The sequence below is a fragment of the Reticulibacter mediterranei genome, assembly GCF_016587455.1.
This window is the reverse complement of sequence record NZ_BNJK01000002.1, coordinates 2,303,349-2,327,320: the sequence shown is the minus strand read 5'-3', so window position 1 is coordinate 2,327,320 and position 23,972 is coordinate 2,303,349. Positions and strand designations below refer to the sequence as shown.

At 50.9% G+C, this 23,972-nt stretch carries 20 protein-coding genes and 1 pseudogene; 12 read left to right on the top strand and 9 right to left on the bottom strand.

The window, feature by feature from the left end; genetic code table 11:
- The first annotated feature begins 1 nt into the window (after position 1).
- Together K3T83_RS48890 and K3T83_RS48885 are read left to right on the top strand one after the other, a co-directional pair.
- Positions 2-928, top strand: coding sequence for an aminoglycoside phosphotransferase family protein (locus K3T83_RS48890; RefSeq protein WP_220210419.1), 927 nt, complete (start codon positions 2-4; stop codon positions 926-928).
- A 546-nt stretch (positions 929-1,474) separates the two neighbouring features.
- On the top strand, positions 1,475-2,146 hold the full coding sequence (locus tag K3T83_RS48885) for a Type 1 glutamine amidotransferase-like domain-containing protein (RefSeq protein WP_220210418.1): 672 nt from the start codon (positions 1,475-1,477) through the stop codon (positions 2,144-2,146).
- On the opposite strand, the pseudogene K3T83_RS48880 reads toward K3T83_RS48885, so the two are convergent.
- The 3 genes and pseudogenes from K3T83_RS48880 to K3T83_RS48870 all read right to left on the bottom strand — a co-directional run.
- Positions 2,109-2,309 (bottom strand): annotated as a pseudogene (locus K3T83_RS48880) (transposase); the annotation flags it as partial. The gene K3T83_RS48885 and the pseudogene K3T83_RS48880 sit on opposite strands and share 38 nt — an antisense overlap.
- A gap of 107 nt (positions 2,310-2,416) precedes the next feature.
- Positions 2,417-2,707 carry a hypothetical protein gene (locus tag K3T83_RS48875; RefSeq protein ID WP_220210417.1) on the bottom strand — a complete coding sequence of 97 codons (291 nt, stop codon included), beginning with the start codon at positions 2,705-2,707 and terminating at the stop codon, positions 2,417-2,419.
- A 57-nt stretch (positions 2,708-2,764) separates the two neighbouring features.
- Positions 2,765-4,015: an ROK family transcriptional regulator gene (locus tag K3T83_RS48870; protein WP_220210416.1), complete on the bottom strand. Its 1,251-nt coding sequence runs from the start codon at positions 4,013-4,015 to the stop codon at positions 2,765-2,767.
- 774 nt (positions 4,016-4,789) lie between these two features.
- On the opposite strand from K3T83_RS48870, the gene K3T83_RS48865 reads away from it, so the two are divergent.
- The 5 genes from K3T83_RS48865 (at position 4,790) to K3T83_RS48840 (ending at position 9,097) form a co-directional block, all read left to right on the top strand.
- Positions 4,790-6,166, top strand: coding sequence for a glycoside hydrolase family 27 protein (locus K3T83_RS48865; RefSeq protein WP_220210415.1), 1,377 nt, complete (start codon positions 4,790-4,792; stop codon positions 6,164-6,166).
- Positions 6,167-6,260: 94 nt separating this feature from the next.
- Positions 6,261-7,196, top strand: coding sequence for a glycoside hydrolase family 28 protein (locus tag K3T83_RS48860; protein ID WP_220210414.1), 936 nt, complete (start codon positions 6,261-6,263; stop codon positions 7,194-7,196).
- 364 nt (positions 7,197-7,560) lie between these two features.
- On the top strand, positions 7,561-8,022 hold the full coding sequence (locus K3T83_RS48855; RefSeq protein WP_220210413.1) for an SRPBCC domain-containing protein: 462 nt from the start codon (positions 7,561-7,563) through the stop codon (positions 8,020-8,022).
- Between the two features lie 151 nt (positions 8,023-8,173).
- Positions 8,174-8,452 (top strand): copper chaperone, encoded by a 279-nt coding sequence (locus K3T83_RS48845; RefSeq protein ID WP_236065240.1) that lies wholly within the window; start codon positions 8,174-8,176, stop codon positions 8,450-8,452.
- 432 nt (positions 8,453-8,884) lie between these two features.
- Positions 8,885-9,097 carry a hypothetical protein gene (locus K3T83_RS48840; protein ID WP_220210412.1) on the top strand — a complete coding sequence of 71 codons (213 nt, stop codon included), beginning with the start codon at positions 8,885-8,887 and terminating at the stop codon, positions 9,095-9,097.
- A 100-nt stretch (positions 9,098-9,197) separates the two neighbouring features.
- Here K3T83_RS48840 and K3T83_RS48835 read toward each other — a convergent pair whose 3' ends face one another.
- The 4 genes from K3T83_RS48835 to K3T83_RS48820 form a co-directional block, all read right to left on the bottom strand.
- Positions 9,198-9,929 (bottom strand): winged helix-turn-helix domain-containing protein, encoded by a 732-nt coding sequence (locus tag K3T83_RS48835; RefSeq protein WP_220210411.1) that lies wholly within the window; start codon positions 9,927-9,929, stop codon positions 9,198-9,200.
- A gap of 28 nt (positions 9,930-9,957) precedes the next feature.
- A complete protein-coding gene (locus K3T83_RS48830) occupies positions 9,958-10,839 on the bottom strand; it encodes a hypothetical protein (protein ID WP_220210410.1) in 882 nt (293 codons plus the stop codon).
- A gap of 17 nt (positions 10,840-10,856) precedes the next feature.
- The gene (locus K3T83_RS48825) at positions 10,857-13,094 is read right to left on the bottom strand and encodes a protein kinase domain-containing protein (protein WP_220210409.1); all 2,238 of its coding nucleotides are present in this window, start codon (positions 13,092-13,094) and stop codon (positions 10,857-10,859) included.
- A 194-nt stretch (positions 13,095-13,288) separates the two neighbouring features.
- Positions 13,289-14,878: a serine/threonine protein kinase gene (locus tag K3T83_RS48820; RefSeq protein WP_220210408.1), complete on the bottom strand. Its 1,590-nt coding sequence runs from the start codon at positions 14,876-14,878 to the stop codon at positions 13,289-13,291.
- 448 nt (positions 14,879-15,326) lie between these two features.
- On the opposite strand from K3T83_RS48820, the gene K3T83_RS48815 reads away from it, so the two are divergent.
- Positions 15,327-16,316, top strand: a complete 990-nt coding sequence (locus K3T83_RS48815) for a hypothetical protein (RefSeq protein ID WP_220210407.1) — start codon at positions 15,327-15,329, stop codon at positions 16,314-16,316.
- A gap of 152 nt (positions 16,317-16,468) precedes the next feature.
- On the opposite strand, the gene melA is transcribed toward K3T83_RS48815, so the two are convergent.
- Together melA and K3T83_RS48805 are read right to left on the bottom strand one after the other, a co-directional pair.
- On the bottom strand, positions 16,469-17,770 hold the full coding sequence (gene melA, locus K3T83_RS48810) for an alpha-galactosidase (protein WP_220210406.1): 1,302 nt from the start codon (positions 17,768-17,770) through the stop codon (positions 16,469-16,471).
- A gap of 31 nt (positions 17,771-17,801) precedes the next feature.
- The gene (locus tag K3T83_RS48805) at positions 17,802-18,839 is read right to left on the bottom strand and encodes a LacI family DNA-binding transcriptional regulator (protein ID WP_220210405.1); all 1,038 of its coding nucleotides are present in this window, start codon (positions 18,837-18,839) and stop codon (positions 17,802-17,804) included.
- A gap of 362 nt (positions 18,840-19,201) precedes the next feature.
- Here K3T83_RS48805 and K3T83_RS48800 point away from each other — a divergent pair, with 362 nt between their 5' ends.
- The 4 genes from K3T83_RS48800 (at position 19,202) to K3T83_RS48785 (ending at position 23,810) form a co-directional block, all read left to right on the top strand.
- Entirely contained in the window at positions 19,202-20,275 is a 1,074-nt protein-coding gene (locus K3T83_RS48800) for a carbohydrate ABC transporter permease (protein WP_220210404.1), read from the top strand.
- A gap of 164 nt (positions 20,276-20,439) precedes the next feature.
- Entirely contained in the window at positions 20,440-21,240 is an 801-nt protein-coding gene (locus tag K3T83_RS48795) for a carbohydrate ABC transporter permease (protein ID WP_373324755.1), read from the top strand.
- Between the two features lie 97 nt (positions 21,241-21,337).
- Positions 21,338-22,765 carry an ABC transporter substrate-binding protein gene (locus tag K3T83_RS48790; RefSeq protein ID WP_220210402.1) on the top strand — a complete coding sequence of 476 codons (1,428 nt, stop codon included), beginning with the start codon at positions 21,338-21,340 and terminating at the stop codon, positions 22,763-22,765.
- Positions 22,766-23,081: 316 nt separating this feature from the next.
- Positions 23,082-23,810 (top strand): endo alpha-1,4 polygalactosaminidase, encoded by a 729-nt coding sequence (locus K3T83_RS48785; RefSeq protein WP_220210401.1) that lies wholly within the window; start codon positions 23,082-23,084, stop codon positions 23,808-23,810.
- The last annotated feature ends 162 nt before the right edge of the window (positions 23,811-23,972 follow it).

The window sequence follows — 23,972 nt, the reverse complement described above, 5'->3', positions numbered from 1 at the left end:
GATGTTTCACCTGCCTGAAGATTTTCTCCACTTTATGCGCGAGGTCTACGGCACAGAGGCGGCCAATGCCTGGTTTCAACGCCTCCCCTCTTTCTTGGAGGAATGCGCCGAGCGCTGGCAACTCACGCTCTTGCCTCCGTTTGAGAATCTCTCGTTTCACTATGTGGCACCAGCTATCCGTGCGGATGGCACGCCAGTCATCCTGAAGACATCCGAGTTTTCCGATGAATTTGAGCATGCGCTGGCCGCATTACGCATCTTCAATGGGCGAGGTATCGCTCGCCTGCTGGAGTGTGATGAGAAAAAAAAGGTGATGCTGCTGGAGCGTTTGCAACCGGGAACCATGCTTGAGTCACTGGTGCCAGAACAGGATGCGCAAGCCACATCCATTCTGGCCGCCATCATGCGCCAACTCTGGCGACCGGCACCCAAAGAGCACAGCTTTCCGACGGTTGCGCAATTGGGGCAAGACTTGAGGCAGCTTCGCGCACACTATGCTGGCGGCTATGGTCCGTTTCCGCCCCGGCTGGTCGATGAAGCGATGGATCTCTTCGCGACATTAAGCGCCTCGGCTCAGGAGTCCATGCTGCTGCACGGCGATCTCCAACACTATAATATCTTACAGGCGCAGGATACATGGTTGGCTATTGATCCTAAGGGGGTGGTTGGTGATCCCGGCTATGAGGTGGGTGCCTCGTTCTTTAACCCTCTGCCTCGCATCCTTCTCGTTCCCAATCTGGAGCAGATGCTTGCCCGGCGCGTCGCCCAACTGAGTGAGGAACTGGGAATGGAACGAGCGCGCATACGCGGATGGGGATTGGCACAATGTGTGCGCAACGCGTGGAGTATGATGGCCAATAACCAGTTGAGCCAGAACCCCCAGGGAGTACTTCGATGTGCAGAAATTCTTTCGCGTCTCACCATTTGATACTGGGCACTCTCTCGTTACGCCCCCTGTTTCCGAGCGTCTGCTCCTGCATGATTTGCTGTGCATGCATCACTGCCCGTGCCGTGAACTGCGCAACGGCAGAACTATCAGGAGTGTTGTTCACGCGAGAGATGTCTCATCAAACGAACGGTTTTGGCACTCAGCCGTTTCTTGCCCAGATGAGCAGTAGAGAAACACTCTTGACGGGCTTAGTCATGCTTGGTGCAGAGCGGGCAACCAGAACGACAGCATAAACTTCCTGTTTGCTTGCTCCACGTGCTTAGACCGTGTTTGGGAATGCACGGCGGCAACCCTGCGTGGCAAGAAGAGCAAGATAGGAGAAGTTTTGTGCGAGGTCCAGACGGTAGAATGTCTTGTATGCAATAAGGGAGCTGAAGACCTTGGTGCGCAAGACTGACAACGAGACAGACGACTCAGCGCTATGAGAAACGCAGTCGTTGCATTCTGGGGAGTTCTGCTTTAGTCTCTCGCGAGAGGGACTGGAGGAGTATTTCGGCTTCCATTCAATCGGCAAGGAGAGGCATCATGAAATTTCTTCTCACCTCGGCTGGCATCAAAAACACGAGCATCCACACCGCGCTGGTTGATCTCCTAGGCAAACCGATTGCCGAGTCCAGCGCCCTCTGCATCCCCACTGCGAACTACGCCCAGCGCGGTGGGGCCGTCAACGCATGGCGGTTCGTCAGCGGACGAGAACCCGAAACCCCCATGTGCGAATTGGGCTGGAAGTCCTTGGGCGTGCTGGAGCTCACCGCACTGCCCAGCATCGATAAAGAGCTCTGGGTCCCCATGGTCCGGGAGACGGACGTCCTGCTGGTGAACGGTGGCGATCCCCTGTATCTGTGCTACTGGATGCGGCAATCCGGACTGGCCGACCTCTTGCCGGAGCTTGGGTACAAGACGGTCTATGTGGGCCTCTCCGCCGGGAGCATGGTGATGACCCCCAACATCGGGGAGCATTTCGTCGGCTGGGAGCCGCCCACCGGTGGCGATAGAACGCTGGGACTGGTTGATTTTGCGATTTTTCCGCACCTGGATAATCCCGATCTGCCGTATAATACCCTGACCCACGCAGAAAGATGGGCCACCGTCATGCCGGTGCCAGCATACTTGATTGACGATCAGACCGCCATACAAGTAGTTGATGGTGTCGTCAACGTCATCTCCGAGGGTCATTGGAAGCAGTCGACGCCTTAATAGGGTGTTTGGGAACGGGTTCGTTCTTGCACCCCAAACGAGCGAGGAGTAGCCGAATCATTGCCACCTGGATCAATGTTTCACTCGTCTGCACTTTTCGCTCGTAATCCTTACTCATTCTTCTGTTACGAGAAATCCAACTGAATGTTCGCTCCATGACCCATCCGACGTGGGCACCACGCTGAAACCGAAGCGGATCACGCTCCTTGACGCTTGTAAATCAGCAAATAAACTCAAAGCCGCGACAATTTTGAGGTGAACGTGAAATAATCAGCGCGAATTGATCGAAGAGGCGTTGTCCTCCTCGCGCTGAATATAGCCCTTCAGGGCCTGCATATCACACATCAGGAGATGGGGATGCCATCCGTCCCAGCCAAGGTGTTCGCGGGATAAGCCAGATTGGTCGAGAATCAGAAAGAAAAAGAGTGAACATCGGTCCCCATCCATGATCCTGTGAGAGTTCGTCGTCCGCACCATACATCTGTGAACCGTGAAGAGTCCTGCCATCCGCTCCCGTTGAAGCGAGAAGCCGCTGGTCGCAGAGACCGGGCGCAGTGTCACAAACTGTATACACCTTACTTGGCTTTACTGTTCACAAGCTACATTATCCCTTCAGCCTTATTGAGCATGTAGAGGTAGGATAGGAGAGGCAAAAAAGCGGTGCAGGACAAGTGCAGCGGCTCCACGTGCCCAGTTTTCATACGACATCAATGGGTCAATCAGGATGCGTAAAGAGATGCCTAGTTCCGAGAAAATATGTTGACGGAGCATGGCTTCCATTGGTGCCAGCAGATGACGCTCGATGATCGTCCCTTCTCCGGTGAGGAGAATGTATTCAGGATTGAGGACATTGACCAGATTGGCAAGACCTATCCCTAGTCGCTCGCCGCTCTGTTGAAAGGCGAGTCTAGCCGCCTCATCCCCCTGATCGGCTCGTTTAAGGAGTTCTAGAATCATCTCCTCTTCCCGTTGCATGGCCCAGTCAGGTTGCATATTGGTTGCAGAGATAGCGAACGAACTGCTGTCCCTGTGTTCCTGGTAGTTGGCGATAATCCCACGATACGATACATATTCTTCCAGACAGCCTCGTTTCCCGCACTCACAGCGTCGCCCACCTGCTACCGCCACCGTATGTCCAAATTCTCCCGCTCCTCCTGTCGCACCACGATAGACGTTCCCATTGATTACCAGGCCCAGCCCCACACCACGTCCGAGCGAGACGGTAAAGAAGTTCTGGCTGTCTTTACAACGTCCAAAGAGTTTTTCGTAGGTGGTAAGGCAACTTACATCGTTATCGATGAAGACGGGGAGCGAGAGACGGTGGCTGAGAGGCTGGCTGATCTCGACATGGTGCCAGTCAAGATTCCAAGAGTCCACACAGCGTCCTCCCCGTGCGTCAATATAGCCAGAGAGCGCGCATCCTATCCCGATCACTTGCGCCATCGAGCAGCCGATATGCGTGAGTAGCTCCATCACGAAGTCAGCTAACAATTCGACCCCGCGTGCGTGTTCATGACGCAGCGTCATCTCCTTGTGCTTCGCAAACAGAATATCGCCATGCAGATTCACCAGTACCCCAGTTGTTTCAAAGCCTCTCACCGCCAGCCCAACAGCAATGCCAGCATCCGGGCAGATTTCTAAGAGCGCTGCCTTGCGCCCTCCGGTTGACTCGGCCACTCCACTCTCCTGCACGAATCCACGTTCGATCAACTTATTCGTCAGGCTCACTACTGTCGCAGGACTCAGACCAGAGAGTGAGACGAGTTGTGGGCGTGAGATGGGTGCATGCTGCCGAATAAGGTTGAGCAGGGTATTTTGATTCATATCTTGCATTTGTTTGCGGTCAATGGGTGGCGTTCTTGCTTGCATAACGTCATTCTCTCCACCTAAAATTATTTACTAAATAAAGTTAGTATGTCCTATGTCGCTGAGCTTGTCAACTTCCCTGTCAGTAGCACCAGGGCTTTCCAGTTCTCCGCTCAAAGGGGTGCAGGGTCTCCCTGCCGGGGTCTGGGGTGTCCCCAGTTTCCTTCCCTCCTTCGCGCGCCGTCGCAGGCGGCGCGCGAAGGAGGGAAGGAAACTGGGGACACCCCGCACCCCGGCAGAGGGCGGCAGCCCTCTGCACTCCCGCAAGATGGGAGAATTGGAAAGCCCTGTCAGTAGCACTTGCTGATCACTCGTAAATCCAGGTGATGCATGCGAAAATGCTTTATTTGGATGCTAATATGACTGATGAGTAATGACGAAGCGCTTGTCCGACAACTTGAGAAAAATCTAATCTTGCTGATAATTCTCAGTTTATTACTTGACAGAAAACGTTTTATCTTTTATTCTTATTTTAGTCACCAGTTAAAGTTTAGGAGAAAGAACAGCAGAAGATCATCTTTTCTGATTAGGGATGAACTGGAGAGTAGGTACTTCTTTCAGGCTAAACTTGAGGAACTTTGCAGCGCTGCATCTTTTTTGGCTCATAAGATGGAGCCAAAGATTCTGGAACAGCGTTTTCTTGCCCTATATTTCCTGTGTCTTGTTCAGATAGCTGTGGACATCTCTATGTGTACCTGTCGTCTAGACATAAGAACGTATTGGTGACGAGAAGAACGTGATGCTCCAGAACAACTATCTCAAGGAGGATATCGTTCTATGTTTCCATGTCGAACGACCATGCATTGGTTTACTCGCTTGCTCCTCGTTGTCTTCGCAGTTCTCTCGCTCGTGGTTCTTGGCCTGGACATCCAAACTGGCTCGGTTGCTCATGCCGCTAATAATGGTCTGGGAGCAACTCCTTATCTGGGGTGGAGCAGTTGGAGCCTGACTGGCAATCATGTCAGTGGCTATGGCAATAGCTGGTTGAATGCAGCTCATGTCGAAGCGCAATCTGACGCCATGCATCAGAAATTGCAATCACATGGTTTTGCCTACATCAACCTTGATGCTTACTGGTACAAGGTATCTTCAGGCGTCTTTGGGGTTGATGCTTATGGGCGCTGGACCCCAGATACGACGCGTTTCCCCGATCTTGCGGCGGTTGGCTCGTACGTCCATCACAATGGACAGAAATTTGGCCTCTATCTCGTCCCTGGTATTCCGAAAAATGCTGTAGATCAGAATACACCTATCAAGGGGACGAGCTGTCATGCGAAAGACATTACAGTGCAACCGCTAACCGAGGGCAACCATTTTAAGAATACCTACAAGATCGATTACTCGAAGTCCTGTGCTCAGGCCTATATCGATTCAATGGCGGCTCAACTTCATGCCTGGGGCGCTGATTTCCTCAAGCTCGACGGCGTGGCTCCTGGCTCGGCGGTGGCAGGTTACGATACTCGCGCGGATGTCGAGGCATATGCAAAGGCACTTAACCCTTACCATATCTGGTTGGCGCTCTCTTCATCGGTCGTCATCGATAACATTAGCACCTGGCGGGCCAACGCGAATAGCTGGCGTATTGAAGGCGATGTTGAGTGTTATTCTGCCTGCTCGACGCCTGCTTTAACTATCTGGAGCAAAATTGTTCACCGGTTTAGTGATGCCCCCAAATGGGCGCAATATGCAGGCCCGGGCGGTTGGAACGATCTTGACTCTCTGGATGTGGGCAACGGAAGCATGGATGGCATTACCAACGATGAGCGTCAGACGACCACGACTCTCTGGGCCATCTCTGCGGCTCCCCTCTATACTGGCGACGATATCGCGAAGCTGGATAGCTATGGACTTTCCTTGCTGACGAACGACGAAGTAATTGCGGTCGATCAGACAGGGAAACCGGCTACCCCCGTTTCGCAAGCGAGCGATCAACAAGTCTGGAAAGTCAAGAATGCTGACGGTTCCTATACGGTTGCGCTTTTTAATCTGGGAAGTTCCACTGCTACTGTGACTGCGAACTGGAGCGATCTGGGTTTCAGTGGCTCTGCCAACGTGCGCGACCTGTGGAGTCACAACAATCTTGGTTCGTTTAGTGGTCATTTCAGTGCCTCGCTGAAGGCGCATGCTTCTCGCCTGTTGAAAGTGATGCCGTAATCCTGCATCGCGTTTGACCACACTTTAGCTGCGTATCTTGTCAAGGATGGTTTGGTGAGCAGTTTCTTGCTTACCAGCTTCAAGGAGGAAAAACATGTCACAGGATGTATCTCGACGGGAAATGCTCAAGGCAGGGATTGTGCTTGCCAGTGGTACTGCAATCTCTCCCCTATTCCTGCTCAGCAGCCAGGCCCAGGCTGCTGGCCCTCTCCCCTGGTCGGCTGCCAACACGATTCTCTCTGAGACCACAGTACCTACCTTCCCAAACAAGACGTTCGCTCTCACCGACTATGGGGCCAAAGGAGATGGCTCAACTGATAACACATCTGCCTTCCAGAAAGCTACCACTGCCTGTAACGCGGCGGGTGGCGGACAGGTCGTGGTGCCCTCTGGAACCTTTGTGAGCGGGGCCATCCAACTGCTGAGTAATGTAAACCTGCATCTCAATTCGGGTGCCACGATCATGTTTAGCGGCGATGTGAGCAAGTATCCTGTTGTACTCACACGTTACCAGGGTATTGAATTGATGAACCATTCCCCGCTTATTTACGCTCACGGCCAGAAAAATATTGCCGTGACCGGCAGCGAGCAGACGGGAGGCATTCAAAACGTCTACTGTTACAATTTGTCGAGCTTCGGCAGTGGTGTCTGGTCCTGTCTCTATATTAAGTCCAACCCTGATCGCGGCGGATTCGTCAAGAACGTCAATATGGATACGGTGAAAGGGAGCGGCAGATCTGATCAATCTACTTCCAGCGGTCCTCCAGCTGCTATCCTTGCCATCCTTGATTATAACAATACGACCAGTGGCAGCCATCTTCCGGTCTTCGATCAGTTCCATGTCAGCAACATGAGCTTTGATAGTTCCCCCTATGCCGTTCGTTTGGAGGGATTGTCCAACGATAAAATCGGTACTGTAACAGTTTCCAATTCTACATTTACGAACATTGCCCATCAGACGAGTATTGTGAACAACGTCAAAAGCCTCACGTACTCTCATGTAACGATCAACGGCAAGTCCGTTTCGTGATCGTGACCCAATTTTGTGGAGACCATGAAGAGAAGCCAGATTCCACCCAGAAGCGTGAAGCGAAACTTTGCTCTTGCGTCTCCTGGTCGCGCATCCGAGCAGGCTCAAAGCTTTCCGCAAACCAGCTCTTGCTGTGCTCAATCTCTTGGTTCTCCGACTTCACAAAAACGGGGGAATTCCACAACGCCATCGGGTCCATTCCCACAACTTCTCCAATCTTGCGCTTGTTTCTGACTCATCCTGAAAATAGGCAACATCAGGGTTGCCTATTTTAGCTTTTTCTGGTATACTCTCAATAGGCAACTTAAGGGTTGCCTATTGAGTAACACACAAGAGCATCTTGTTTCACGAGAGAGGAGACCCAATGACTCTTACTGATCGTATCGAACGAACCATGGTCTTGCCTGCCCAGCGCCAACGTGTCTGGGAGGCTGTCACGAAACCAGAACAGCTTGCTCGTTGGTTTGGGGTGGTGAGTGATATGGATTTTCGCGTCGGTGGTGCCATCCAATTTAGCTGGGAAAATAAACCTTGCCCCTATCCTGGCGCGATCGAGGTTATCGAGCCAATCCAGCGTTTTGCCTTTCGCTGGCCTTCCTATGCGATTAGTCACCCCGAGATCACGTTTGCCACCGCGCCCAGTACGTTGGTGGACATTACCCTGGAAGAACACGCCGAAGGGACCCTCTTGACGCTGGTTGAGTCGGGGTTTGCTTCCCAGCCTCAGCCTGTTCCGGCAGAGGAACTCTATCGCGGCAACCAGGATGGCTGGCAAGAGTGCCTGAACGGGTTGCATGCCTACCTCCAGAGCCAGGAAGTTGTGTAGTCCTGGGGCGATCGTGCTTGCTTGTTGGAGGTGATGCGGAAAAGCACCTCGTCGAAGCCAGAGAGGAGAAACAGGTGATGACTGATGAACATGCGCAGCGAGTCTTTCTGGCGCTCGCTGATCCCACGCGTCGTCTCTTGCTTCAACAATTATGCGAAGAAGGCTCAGGGACAGCAGTGGGCTTCGCTACCCGTTTGCCCATCACGCGTCAAGCCATCATCAAGCATCCTGGCTGCTCTGCGTCCTCCTCTTCCCCCTGGGCATCATGAATGTCGCAGCGATGGCAGGGCTCACCGTTGTGATCTTCGCCGAAAAAATGTTTCCTCGATGGGAGCGCATTGCTCAGGGAGTGGGCCTGGCCCTGATCCTCTCTGGCGTGCTCGTGATCGTTATGCCCGCTGCGCTCCTTCTGAACGGAACAGGGATGTAATGCTTGTACGCAATGTCGAGAGGATAATAGCATACCCAACTCGTGACTGGAGCACCTATCCCTTCTCAAGAAGACCAGATCTTTCGAGAGCCGAAAACCGCATACTGCATCAGAGTCGGCTCCTGGTAGTTGCCTCTGCCTTTGGGTGTTTGCACTACTTACCAACCCATCTGCATTCTCACTTTGACGAGACCACTATGAGCCTATCGGATGTGGAAAGCGTCATGGACACCTACGCGAGAGCCGTGCAGGCGGGAACAGCACAACAGGAGGGCTGGTCGGAGTGGATCAATATTCCCTCCAAGATTGGATAGGTGACAGCTATGCGCGTGCTCGCCCGTGAGCAGGCAATTTTGCCTCTATTACAGCAGTTGATTCAATGTCCTCGATGAGGGAAATAACCTTGTTGAGAGCTTTAATGGTGAATTGCGCATGAGTACCAGCCGTGGTCGCCTATCTACGCCAGGTGGACGTATCACGGCAGAAAATGGCAAGGCGAGCATAACGCTTACTTCAGCCCCTGAGACGGTAGAACAGGTTCAGGTGATAGCGCGTGATCTGGCAGACCGCTGTAGTGCAAGGTTCTATCGAACTGGAGTTTCTTTAATCTACCCTATAAGCAGAGCAGACAAGCAGGTTGTATAAGTAGAACAATACATCCAGCCTGACGATTTCGCAGTGGGCTATTCATACTTTGCTGAGATATGAATAGCCTCCTTCTCAGTACGAACATCGACCTCTTCCCTTATTTCTTGATAGAGCGCGTCACCAGACGATAGCCCAATCCACGCACTGTTTCCAAAAATTGTGGCTGCTTCTGATCTAGCTCCAGCTTTTTACGTAATCCGAAGATCACATAATTGATCTCCGCTTCTGTGTGAAGTACCTCGTCACCCCAGAGAGCTGTTTGCAATTCCTCAAATGTACACATGACAGGCATATTGCCATTTGCCCGATTACGCTGATCCATATAGCGGATCAACTTATGCTCCTGTGGACGTAAGTTGCTGATCTCCTGACGCGTGCCTCCTTCAATACGGAAAAGCTTTGCTTGAAGCCAATCATACTCCAGATAGGCCTGCGGCGTGGTCCGTCGTTGCCCTGCCGGACGCGTCCCCATCGGATCACTGAACGTCATCTGCCAATACACCGGTTCTCCCGCCTCGGTCAACATCCCCAGAATATGGATACAATCTCCCTCCTCAAGCAGTGCGCGACCATCTACCTGTACCATGACCCCATCACGCAAGAGAAAGGTTCCATTTACGCTCCCATTATCGATTACCCACCAACCATCGATATCACGCTCAATCGTACAATGCACTTTGCGGGTAACAAGTTGCTGCGGATCAGGTTCGAGAGCAATATCATTATACAGCTCAAAGCGTCCGATGCTCACTCGATTCTTTGCTAACTCAGCAATAAAATGCTCACCTGCTGGCCCACAAACTTCAAAAAAAGGAAGAAGATTCTCCAAACAGCACCTCCTACTTTATCAGGACCATTTACAATGTCCAGACTTTCGCGTTATTAAAAGCTACCTCAGTCGTGCCAGCCGTTGCTGAAGCACATACAGCTATCGCACCTTTACTGTAAGCTCCATCACCTACGCTGGTGACACGCCGCTGATTGACATAGAGATCAATCGTTTTTCCACGTGCAATAACTGCAATCAGATTTGTCTGCTTCAAGCCTTTTTTAATTGCTGAGCTTGAACCTGAAATGAGAGGCGATACAGTTTTGCCGTAGCCCTCAAACTTGTAAAATCCATATGTCCCATCACTTCGAATGAGAAAAGTATACTGATGACCTTGCGTATCCTCTCGAAACGTAATGCCTCCTTCGTCACCTGAAAGGATAGTTATTTGCACCTGGTACACAAAATTACTGAATTCTGTATAATATCCAGGGCATCCAAAAGTTATATTGGATGTTACCGATTTCGCACGATACGTCCCTCCTACAAAAGAGCAGGAGCCATTCTTGCTTGCCTCATCAGCCCAGGCGTTAGCACTATTGTTGCGTAAGGTATCGTCAAGAGCAAGCGTCCCTCCATGGGGAGGATACGGATTCCCTGAAGCGATAGCAGTGGCGGTAGAGTCTATTACCAGGGCAGTGGCGGTAGCTCTGACTTGAACAGTTGCAGTGCTGTGTGCCTGAACGGTCGTAGTAGCTCTACTTCTGGCGCTGCTGGTTGCAACATAGACCGCTGAGATCGCCTTCATCTGAACAGCTGCGGTTGCCTGAACATTGGTTGAGACAACGTCCGGCATCTGAGCGAGCGATAAAATGCCCAGACTCACTAGAACGAGCAAACATACGATCCCTGTAATGAATACTTCTCTGGGCTTGAAGAAGGTTTGTAGGCTACTAACAAGCTGCGACATGTTCATTGCTCCTTCCTCTAGTTATTCCAGGCCTTTACATCCTGAAACTCGACCTCAGTAGTATTTCCATTATTCTCAGCAGCAACACCTATCTGCCCGTTGACAACGGTTGCATCAGTGATCCCCGCTAGATGCTGCTTATTCACATATAAATCAATATTGCGTCCATGCACCACCACCGCGAGCAGATTGGTTTGCCCCGCTCCTGTCTTAATGGCAGAACTGGTTGCAGTTTTCAGGATAGGAATTCTATAGCCGTTTTTGGAGTAGTAGAGTGTGTAGGTGCCTTTTGCACTCACGCTGAAGTAGTAAAAGGTCTCCCCCGTTTTATCATAGCGAAAGATGACACCTCCAGCATCTCCTTGAGTGATCATCATTTCCGCCTGATAGGTAAAATTTTCCAGTGAATCTGCCGCGGCGCAGGTATTTATCCCCTGATTCTGGCTACTTACCTGATATGCATCATCCATGAATTCACAGGATGATCCTACCTCCTGCCAATTATGACCTTGCGAATTATCGCGCAACGGATCAGCGAAAACCAGGGTTCCATGTCCTGGAGGATAAGGATCATAAGAAGCCGTCGCTGTCGCGCTGACTTCTACTGCTGCCGTCGAGGCAAAAGAAGTTGCAACAGATCGAATTTGAGCAGTCGCCCTTGCCTGAAGAGCCACCGCTACCTGTTGATCGATGCTTTCAGTAAAGATGAAGGTGCCAGCGCTAACGATAATGAGGGAGACCAGCAGGAGTATCAGCAGATTTTTTATGCCAGGGAACCTGCTCACCCATGCTCTCAGCGTGCCTCTGTACCGCTGAAAATATGGAGCGAGAGATGTGACAAGGGCATTCTGCATGCTGTTCACAGCAGCAAGAGTAGCCTGAAGATTGACAAACCCATACACATGGGAAGGTTTCCCCTCATGAGCAGGAGGAGCAGCAATGGCCTCGCTTTCGGCAGAAGAGATGCTCTTAAGCGTTGGCTCGTCAATGAATAACTCAACAGCAGGAAGCGGAGCAGTATTGCGGTCATGGACTGCCACTGGCTCAATAGCAGGGATAGGCGTTTCGGATGCTGAAGTCACTTCAGTAGATGCAAACTCTCGAAACGTAGGTTCGTTGCTGAGATCCTCATAGGGAGATTCGATCTGTTCTTCTCGCTTCATCAATCTGGACACAAGAGTAGGAGCCTCGGCATCTGTTTCCACGGCCCTGGACACACCTGGCAGCGTTTCATCAATAGAGATGGTAACAAAAAGATCTTCTGCGCCCTGTCCACGTTGATGAATAATCTGCCCATCATAAGCACCTGCTGGGATAATTAAATTGATCTGCCTGTTCCCAGGAAGGGCAATTCTACGGCTTATACCTCGTTGCGCCTCTCCACTACTCATGACGAATGTCGAGCAAAGACCATTCTTGCTTTGTGCGGCCTCCGTGAAGGCAGAGGCAAAAGCTGTTACGGAGACGAAGCGCTTTTCAGGTTGTTTCGCCAGCGCTTTGAGCAGAACTGCATCAAGCAGAGGTGGTAGCTCTGCATTATGATGGCTCGGAGGTTGCGGTTGGAGATGAATATGCTGATCTTTCACCTGTTCCCGACTACCCTTGAAAGGAAACTCCCCGGTTACAAGCCGATAAGCAATGACCGCAAGAGCATACTGATCGGTCGCCGAAACTACTCCCCCCTGCCATTGTTCGGGGGCCATCGAGAGCGGCTCGCCCAGCCTCGATTGATCGGCGTGTTCTGGCTCAAATCCAGTTACCCACAAATCAGGAATGTCTGAATTTACTGCTTTCCTATGTAAAAGCAGCTTTGAGAACGCAAGCTGTTGATGAATAACTTGTTGAGAATGAGCATACTGGAGCGCCTCGGCCACTTGAGCGATAAGAGATGCACTCATTTGCGGAGATAGCAAACCGCGATCCGTCTGCTGTTGCAGCCAGTCGATAAACGCACAGTCTCTATAAAATGGAGTAACCATAAAAGCGAAAGTAACATCATCAATAATCTCTACACCATAGGAATATACGCGCAGAATAGAGGGATGATCGAGGTTTGCAATTTTCCCTAGTTTCTTGAGTAGAAGCTGCCTGATCTCCAGAGATGACTCATTATGTATATTGGAGAGCGCCGCAGCGTTGACGACTCTCATAGTTACCAATCGATGAAGATGCGTATCCTTTGCCAGATAGACCTTACCGCTCCCTAACGAGCGGATAATACGATATTGTTCAATGTGTTGTTCTTCAAGTAGCATCAAGTTCCCTCCTGAAGACGCTAGAACAAAGAGCGAGCACAGGAAAAATACAGTCGCAGTAACGGTCTGATATTCTTCCTTTGCTTTCTACAAACTATATCTTCTGCTGGGAAAGCCGACAATAGCCCTATGATTGGAAAACAATAGGAATTTCATTTGAGAGGGTGGGTTGAAAATATGCCTGTCATCCCAGGCTAATAATACAGTTTTCCCATGACTGTATAAGAGCCTACCGCTCCATAGCCCCGGAATTGTAGATGAAATAATGTACCAGGAGCTAAGTTTTCCATAATGAGCAATTTGCTGTTCACCTTTGTATATTGGACCCAGTTGCCACAAACGTTGTCGGCAACACAAAGACGTACCTGTGTATTGGCGATAGGAGGCGCGCTGGTAAACACAAAATAGACTCTCCCATTACAGTACTTACTTGTCGAGCGGTATGTCCCTCCATTGCTATAGGCATAACCATTGCCCTGATAAATTGGATTCGATGAAATGGAGCCAGTGCGACACCGTTTAGATGGCGATGGAAGAGCTGGTGGCATCGTTGTCGGGGTGACGGAAATTGCATTGCCGGATCTCTCCCTGCCGCGGCTGTTCGCATCGTTGAACATCATGGTCAAAAGTGTTCCCAGGATGAACAGCAAGACCAATCCGACTCCCAGCACCAGTTTGTATCGAGGAACATGGGGGCGATTGGTTCCAAGAAAAGATCGAGATGAGTGATCGACCATCGGAATTGTCGCATTTGGATCTGATGAAGAAGCTTTGAACATACTTTCTGGCGCAACCAGGGTTGTATCGCTATTTTGTGCTGATGTAGAAGAGAAAATATCGGACTGGCTTTGAGGGTCTTTTAAAGCTAAAATTTGAGGATCATGTTGCGCTGGTGATAAAGGGGATATTTGATGTTCTGGCTTCGACAAAATCAATAGCGGCGCATCGGGTAGAATAGTTCCTGCCTGCCGACAAGCTCGCTCAAATGCAGCAGCGAAAGCTTTTACATTGGTAAAACGTCTGTCGCCTTCTTTCTCCAACGCAGTCAGCACGACCTGCTCTACAGTGGAAGGGAGTTGTGGCACATGCTCACGCAGCGGCGACGGCGGAACAAACAGGTGTTGTTTGTAAAGCTCGACTATCGTTCCCTGGAAAGGACGAGTTCCACAGAGCCATTCATAGGCCATGATTCCCAATGCATACTGATCGCTGGCAAACTGGGGAACACCGCGTAATTGCTCTGGAGCCATATATGGGGCCGTGCCCGCGAAAACATCTTCTGCATCGTGCAAAGAGCGTGCCGTATGGACAATCAGCGCTACGCCAAAATCGCTAATGAGCAACTCGCCTTGCTCTCCAATGAGTATATTCTCGGGTTTCAAATCACGATGGATCAGCTTTTTTCCATGAGCATAGTGCAGGCCATTGCTAATCTGCTTGATATATGCTGCAACAGTGGCAAGCGGCAACTTGCTGTGAGAAGGATGGCGCTGGCGCAAGGTGCCTTGAGGGGCATATTCCATGACCAGAAATGGTATCCCCTCTTTTATACCAAAATCGAGAATATGTATAACATGAATATGCGAAAGGCGCGCCAGGATACGCGCCTCGTTGAGAAAGCTTTCTTGTAGATCACTGGTTAATCGCGCATGTAATATTTTGATTGCGGCAAAACTTTTGAGGTAGATATGCTCGCCCAGATACACGACAGCAAAGCTTCCCTGCCCAAGCACATGCAGCAAGCGATAATTCCCAAATTCCTGCCCAATAAATCTATCATGCATATAAAAAGCCTTTTTTACATCTTATTTTATTATCTCTACACAAAATATATGTTGCATAAAAGAAGATAAGTGCACTGAATTACGACTTTAATATGATGCTCTTTCACTTCATATATCGTTAGAGGCCAATCTTGAGGGCTACAGCGTGAAACAAAGTTATTGCTGTGATTCTGCCCTTTATATCATTATAAAGAAGTTAATCGATAAAAACAAGAGAATCAGCCACCGCAAAAGGAAACGCGCTCACCTGTCGCGATGGAGAGGAGGACACATGTTGTTGTGTAGAAGAACTTCCTGGCACCATTGATCAGCACTCTGATCTGCTCTATATTATCATCTGCAACTAATCGGGATGGCACAATTCTTTTGCAGGGTTTGCTGCGTATTCCCATCTGGCAGTGGTTTTTGAGCGTACAAGGCCTTTATCTGTCTTAAAGAGTGGAGAACGATGAAAAGAGAAAGACGAAGACTAAATCCGGTGTGGCTTGTGTTTATTCCACCTGCGCTGGCGCGTGGCTGGCTGCTGTTCCACACGACGAGTAGCACTGATGGACTTGTCCTAACAGTCAATGCACTCCTGTTGCTTGCATTATCAGTGCTGACGTGGCTCTTTGCAACTGACCTGGCCGATGCCGCCGGATTATGGCAACGAGCAAAAGAACGCTTTGTGGTGATGGCAACTCTCAGCGCGCTTGCCCCTCCACTCAGTATCGCTGTGGCACAGGCTTCCCATTGGGGGAGCTTTACTGTCGTAGAGGTGGTTTCTTTGTGTGGACTCAGGATTTCTTTTCGCTTGCTCTCACACAGACCAGCCTGTGTTGCCAGCCGCAAGCGATGGTATGCCTGGGTCTTTAGCTGTCTACTGAGTGTGCCAGGATTATGGTTGATTGGATCGGCGTCCGCTCTGTTCTGGCCTCTCGATAGCCGTTCCTGGCTCGCTTTGAGCATTCCTGAATGGCACACAGAGGCACTGGCACTTCTACCGTTGGCCCAACTCTGGGTTGTAGTCGTGTGTATGTGCGGACTACTTCTGGCTCTTGGCAGCACATTCCTTTCCTTCTGGTGGCACCATCGTCTCTTTCTCCAACTGAGCAAGCTCGTTGGAGGGGTCTTACTCTTCTGCGGCGCTTTGGCAGGAGTTGGAGCTTTGACCTGGATCATGCACATAGCCCCGGACGGATACATTTACATCCTACAAGCTTTTGCGCTGATGATCCCTGTTTGCAACGCAGCATTCTTTGCTCTGCCATACATGATAACGGAACATCATACCAAACGCCTCGCACAACAAACGTCCTCAACCCAGTCGTCAGGTCTGTTAGTGGAAAAGGGAATAAACTATGGAGCCATCCTGCATGCAACGTTTCTGGCCATTCTGAGCCTGTATTTTTGTAGTCAGCTCTCCACTTACATAGTCACTGGCCTGCCACACCGTTAGAGCAAAGAGGCGCAGATACCCAACTTTTCCGGCTATATTGTTGGGGCTGTGAATCCCAATATCCAACAACAAGAAGATGGGGAATGTAGCATCGCAAACAAATGCAAAAGATAGAGACATCCCCATCAAAAGAAACTCACAAGCAGACAGGACTACTCAAATGGTTGCAGATACTCCCGTTCAGCCTCCCACATCTCATCGAACAACGCACTTATCTCAGCAGGAGAACACACCGCCGCCGTCAATGGATCAAGCAACAAAGCATAGCGCGCCGCCTCCTTATTACGCCTGAGCAGCGCCTCGCTCATTAAAGTATGAACCGCCATATGACTTCGGTTGAGCGCCGCGAGTTGCTCTGGCAGCACGCCAAAATGCGTCGGCTGCACACCATTGCGATCAACCAGACAGGCAACTTCCACACAACCATCAGGCAGGTTGTCAATAAGACCGGCATTACGTACGTTCCCATAAATCACCGTTGGTCGATTCAACGCCACAGCCTCAATAATATTCGATCCATACTCATAACTACGTGTGTAATCCAATTCGCGTTTCCCATCAAGCACCTCGCGAATTTCTGTATCGTTCTCTTCACGCTCTATTGACCAGTGATGTGCATAAAACCCGGTCTCTCCCAGATACCCGGCTCGGCAATACTTCTCCACCAGATCGGGTCGCTTGCGAAAATATGGCGTATACTCTGAAAAGTGGCCGCTACTCTCCGTCACAAACGCACCAAAGTGCTGCATAAACTCAAATCGCACCGGATCTTGCTCGTAAATCTCAGGAATCTTCGCACGCTCTCTCAGCCTCGGATACATATCTTGCCCCTGATACCGCAACTCCGTAAACCAGCCATTATGGTTGAGGCCCGCACACCGCCATTCCAACTCGCCCTGTGGCACCTCCAGATACTCCGCCAACAGTTCTGACGTTCCCTGCACGCTATGACACAGTCCCACCATTTGCATCTTCGTGCCAATCAGCGCTGCTAGCGTCAGAATCGACATCGGATTGGTATAATTCATCACCAGCGCATTCGGACAGAGTTGCTCAGCATCATGCAAAATATCCAGCCACGCCGGACCAGTTCGCAATGCCTTAAAAATGCCGCCTGGACCAATCGTATCGCCAATGCACTGATTGACCCCATATTTCATCGGAATCTCAAAATCATACTGGACATTCGCCAGCCCCGCCACTTCAATCGTATTGATGAGAAAATCGCTCCCCCCCAGCACATCTCGCCGCTCCGTCGAGGCTGTCACCGTCCAGCGCTTCCCACTATGCGCTATCAACCGCTCGGCGATACGGTAGGCCAGATCCAGCCTTTCCGCATCGATATCAACCAGCGCAAAATGCCCCTCGTCCAATCCCTCAATCTGTAAAATATCGGTCATTAGTTGGCGCGAGAAGACAGCACTCCCGGCACCGATAATTGTCACTTGCGGCATAATCAATACTGCTCCTTTATAAAAAACCAGCTCATGATGACACAGGAGCGGGACCAGTTGACTCTCGCACAACCAGTTGCGATGGCACAATCAGAGGAGAAACATCGCCCGTTTCTTCAATCAACGCAATCAATCGTTGAACCGCGCCCTTACCCAGCGCCTCTTTATCCTGTCGAACAGTCGTCAACGGGGGCGTCGTGTATTGGCTCAACACCACATCATCAAAGCCCGTCAGCGATACATCCTCCGGTACACGCAACCCGGCTTCATGCAAGGCCCGCAAAATCCCTATCGCCATCATATCGCTTCCTGCGACAATAGCGGTAAAATCCCGCCGCCGACTGAGAAATTCCTTGGTTGCGTGATATGCCTCGTCCGTGCTCCACTCAATCTGACAGAGCAGGCCCGGATCAAAAGGAACACCCGCACGCGCAAGCACCTGCTGACACCCCAGCAACCGCTCAGTACTCGTCGGATTACTCAGTGGCTCGATGAGAAATGCAATTCTCCTATGCCCAAGCGCAAGCAGATGCTCCCCCACCTGCCGCGCTCCCTCCAGATGATTCGATTGTGCATAAGTCGCGTGGCTCCCCTCCCCCATCGCATCCACAAAAACAGTCGGGATCTTCGCCTGAATCAATGCCTCGATACGCGGATCTGACTGATCGACGGCAAGCATAATAATCCCAGCTGCCCGGCGGGCCTGCAAACTACGAATGTAGCTCTCCGGCTTGCTACGTGGCAACGATGGCATAAAAAGATCATAGCCAATCTCCGCCACACACCTGTCTATATGCCTGACCATATCGATATAAAAATAATTCTCTGTACGCCCCAACTGCGAGATTGCCAGCCCCTCATTATCATGAAACAAGCCCAGCGCAATCATGCGCGACCGTGGCCGTGCCAGATTTTGCGCCACAACATTTGGTTCATAGCCAAGCGCTTTTATTGCTTTATGTACACGCTCTCTCGCATCATCGCTGATACGTGCCGAACCATTCAACACACGCGAAACAGTCGCACGCGAGACCCCAGCTAGCTGCGCAACCTGCTCGCTCGTCACCATAACAATCTCCTTACTCTAGTCATGTACCCGCGTACATCTCTATGAGGCGATAGTAGCATCTCTTCTCCCCCTTGTCAAGGGTACGCGCGTTCACAACTGCCTTCCAACTATGTCCGTTCTGCACAGTTTCAGCGCAGACCCGGCGTCAATCGTGCCCCTCTTCTTCCTCTATTCTCCACTCCTATCAGGAAAATATCGTTCTCTGCATCCATTTACTGTTGTTTTTCTATCTATATCAGCATAGTCTCGTCGCCTCCTCCCTTGACAACGCCAAAAAGAGATGGTACTATCACCCTCATAAAGAATGTACGCGAGTACACGAGCGCTACTTATTCTTACCATCACAATAAGGAGTATGCTGAATGCAACATCTGCCACAAAACGCCAAAAGCCCTCCTGATCAGCGGATGTTATCTCTCAACCGTCAGGGGCATATCCCTCTCAACAATCAGAAGATAACACCTGCTACCCCTTTACTCAACAGTATTTCAGAATCATATTTTACCGCTACAAACACCTCTCCTGCCAACAGGGACATTCGCCCTCGTCGTTGGTTAGGCTTCGAGACTCGCATAGCTCTTCAGGCATACATCTTTCTGCTCCCTAGCCTGCTCGGTCTCCTGCTTTTCTTGCTCTTGCCCGTGATCGCGGTTGCCGTCCTCAGCTTCTTTGACTGGGGGTTGATCTCTGATCCACACTTCATTGGCCTGCAAAACTATGTCAAGCTCTTCCAGAGTCCCACCGTCCATCAATCGCTGCTCGTAACTGCTTATTTTGTTCTGCTCAATATTCCCTTACAGACCGTGCTCGCCCTGCTCCTTGCCATCGTGATGAACAAGCACCTGCCAGGCATTGGCATCTTTCGTACCCTCTTCGCCGTTCCCTGGATGGCAACCCCGGTCGCGATGGGCATTGTCTGGCAATGGATCTTTGATCCCCAATATGGCGCGCTCAACAACTTCCTGGCCTTCTTCGGCATTCATGGACTGACCTGGCTCTCATCACAACAATTAGCCCTGCCCGCCGTCGCCATCGTGACCATCTGGGGCAACGTCGGTTACACCATGCTCTTCTTCCTCGCTGGTTTACAGAGCATTCCTGAATATCTATACGAGGCCTCCAGCATCGATGGTGCCACACCCGTACAGCGCTTCTTTAATATCACACTTCCATTGCTCAATCCAACAATGTTCTTCGTGCTCGTCACCAATTTCATCAGCTCATTCCAACTTTTCGATACAGTATATGCCATGACGAAAGGCGGACCAGCCGGATCAACCAACGTGCTCAACTACTACATATTTAAAGAGGCGTTCCAGTTCTTTCACGCTGGCTATGCATCGGCCCTCTCCATGCTGCTTTTTGCCATTCTCATGCTCGTCACTTTGCTGCTTGCTCTCTATTTCCGTAATCGCACAACGTACGATCTGAGTTAATAACATCTGCTATAGATGATGTAAAAAACCGATGCTCCTGTGTTTAGAAAGGGGAAGAGTTCTCAATGCATTCACTCAATACCTCTGATATCCCGGTCAGAAACAATTATATGACTCCAGAAAAGCACGCGCAAATGATTATGCTGCGCCGCATTCCTGGTTATATGATCTGGTACGCGGTTGTGATTATCGGAGCGCTCCTCTCGATATTTCCCTACTGGCTCGTGCTGCTCACTTCGTTCAAGCCTGCTAACCAGATCTTCTCCGGCGAACCCTGGTCATTCCCAAGCATATTTACTCTGGATAACTATAATATCGTCCTCAACCAATACGCCTTTCCTGCTTATATCGGCCACACCCTGATCTACGCTGCCTTCTCCACTATCGGACAGCTTATCTTCAGCACCATTGCCGCCTACGCCTTTGCCCGAATGCGCTTCCCTGGCCGCGACACGCTCTTCTGGCTCTATCTCGCAACCATGATGGTGCCCAATATCGTCACGCTGATCCCCATGTTCATCCTGATGAAGCAATTCGGTTGGATCAACACCTACTACGCCCTGATTATCCCTTCCGTACTTGGCTCGCCCTATGGTATCTTCTTGATGCGCCAGTTCTTCCGCACCATTCCCGAAGATCTCGAAAATTCGGCACGCATCGAAGGGGCTAACACCCTACAAATTCTCTCCCAGGTCATTCTCCCGTTAAGTCGTCCTATCCTCGCAACACTGGCGATCATTACCTTCGTCCAGGCCTGGAATGACTTCCTCTGGCCTCTGATCATTACCTACAGTGACGATCTGCGCGTCCTCAGCGTCGGCGTCACCTCGTTCCAATCCATGCACGGAGCGCAATGGAACCTGATGATGGCGGCAACCTTCATCATCCTGGGGCCATTGCTCGTGCTGTTCTTCGTCTTCCAGAAACAAATCGTTCGCTCTATTCATCTCAGCGGTTTCAAGTAAGCCTATCTTAATCGACCACAACACCACCTCTCCTGTGTGTACGGGAGAGGTCCGATGTGGAGTTACCCGTATTTTATTTGCCTGAGAGGAGACCTATATGCAAAGCTGCACCTGCAATGGATTGCATCGCACAGCACGTGCCACTCAGATGCGATCCCGACGATCTTATCCTCACCCTGCTCAACACTCGCGCACTCTCCAATTATTCACTCTCGCTCTGCTCTCAATCCTGCTGCTGCTCGCCATTAGTGCCTGCGGTGGCTCCCAGGCCCAGAGCGGCGGCAAGGTCAACCTGACCTATGCTCTATGGGACTCAAATGAGCAGGTCGGCTACCAGAAATCGATCGATGTCTTTGAGAAACAACATCCGAACATCAAGGTAACGATTCAGCAGACAGATTACGATCAATACTGGCAAAAACTCGATACTCAGATCGCTGCCGGAGCCGCTCCCGACATCTTCTGGAACGATCTCACCTATTTCCCACACTACGTCGTCCAGAACCAGCTCATGGATGTCACCCCGCTCATGGAGAAGGACAAGCTGGACACCTCGATCTACTATCCCGCCTTGCTCAAACAGTACACCTATCAGGGCAAATATTATGGCCTCCCCAAAGACTGGGATACGATCGCCATCTTCTACAACAAGTCGCTCTTCCAGAAACAGAACATCACTGTCCCCAAAGAGCTGATCTGGAATCCTACCGATGGCGGCTCCTTCGTCAAACTAGCTCAACAGCTTACCGTTGACAAGAGCGGTCTACACCCCGATCAATCCGGCTTTAACGCAGGCTCCACCTCTCAGTATGGCTTCATTTCCGCCAACCTCAACCAGGAGATCTACTGGAACTATATGGCAATGAACGGCGGCTCTTTCATGGATAAACCGTTCGGTCAGCATTTTCTCTACAATCAGCCCGCCAATATCCAGGCGCTTCAGTACCTCGTCGATCTTATCAGCAAATGGCACGTCTCGCCTCCAGCCAGCGAGACCAACAACTCCGGCGATGCCATGACCCAGCTCTTCGCACGCGGCAAGGTGGCGATGATCGAGACCGGCTCGTGGAATGTCTCGTATCTCTCCAAACAGGTCAATTTCCCATTTGGCATTATGGAGCTTCCCGCTGGTCCCAAAGGACGCATTAGCGTGCTCAACGGTCTCGCCGACTCCATCTACACCAAAACCGCTCATCCCCAGGAAGCGTGGGAACTCTTCAAATGGCTCGCCTCGACTCAATCTCAAGAGATCGTTGCTAGCAACGGTATCGTCTGGCCCGGCGTGAAAAGCGCGGCCCCACTGTTCGCCGCTTACTGGAAAAAGCAGAACATCGACGTAAGCCCCTTCCTCAACGAGGCCGAGGGACAGACTGTCAGCGCTCCCATCACTCCGGTCTTTAACGAGGCCGAATCGAAAATCGACGATACTTTCAATCAGGTCTGGCTGGGCCAGCTATCTGTACCACAAGGTACTACTAAAGCTGTTCAGGATGCCGACAACGTGATACAATCAAACGGCAGTTAACATGCCTTTTATGTAGATAGAGCACCTCGCACTTATCCACAGAAATCAGGCAGCGAGAGTGCGAGGTGCTCTCCTACTCAGCATCGTAAGATGCGCTGCCGTAGCAATATAAAGCGAATATGGATGTTCAAAAACGTAACTGCAAACACTACGCAAGGAGGAAAGTATTGACTACGCAGTATTCTCGCACTTCCACAGCAACATTGAGGCCACGACAACTTTTGTTAGCTCTTACCATGCTGCTAGCGGCGCTACTGAGTACGGCCTGTGGCACCAAGCTCACGCAGCCCCCAGCAAGGCAAAACCTAAATCGGCATTGGACGCTCCTATAAGCTGCTCAGGTTGCTGGCATCCAGCACTCAACACAAGCTGGCAATGGCAACTCTCAGGAACTCTCGATCAGTCGTTTAATGTCACCATGTACGATATCGACATGTTCGACAACAATGCTAGCGTCGTACAATCGCTGCACAAAGCAAACCGCGTCGTCATCTGTTATATCGATGCCGGCACATGGGAAAACTGGCGACCTGACGCCTCTCAATTTCCCAGCAGCGTCAAAGGCAAAAGCAACGGCTGGCCCGGCGAGGTCTGGCTCGATATTCGCAACCTCTCCATCCTTGGTCCACTCTTGCAGCACCGTATGGATACATGCAAAAGCAGAGGTTACGATGGTGTTGAATTTGACAACGTTGACGGCTACTCTAACGACACCGGCTTCCCTCTGAAAGCCTCTGACCAGCTCACTTTCAATACCTGGCTGGCAAATGAGGCTCACAAGCGCGGCCTCTCGGTGGCTCTCAAGAACGATCCAGAGCAGGCAAAAACCCTTCTCCCTTACTTCGATTGGGAACTCGACGAGGAATGCTTCAATTACGATGAGTGCGACTCCTTCGTACCCTTTATCAAGGCGGGCAAGGCCGTCATGGAGGTTGAATATGACCTGGATACGTCTGACTTCTGCCCCCAGGCCAACAAGATGAACTTCAACGCCCTGAAAAAACATCACGATCAGGTCGATGCCTGGCGCGTCGCCTGCCGTTGATTGCGCAAACTTCTTATCATCACATATGGGGTGCAGGGGTATATCCCTGCACCCCGGAAACCTCACCGGCAATCCCAGCTTCAAACCGATACAACGCTCTGCCCTCCAAGCCTTCTCGACTCGCTTCCCAGGCCAATCCACAACACTTACATCTCTATCGTT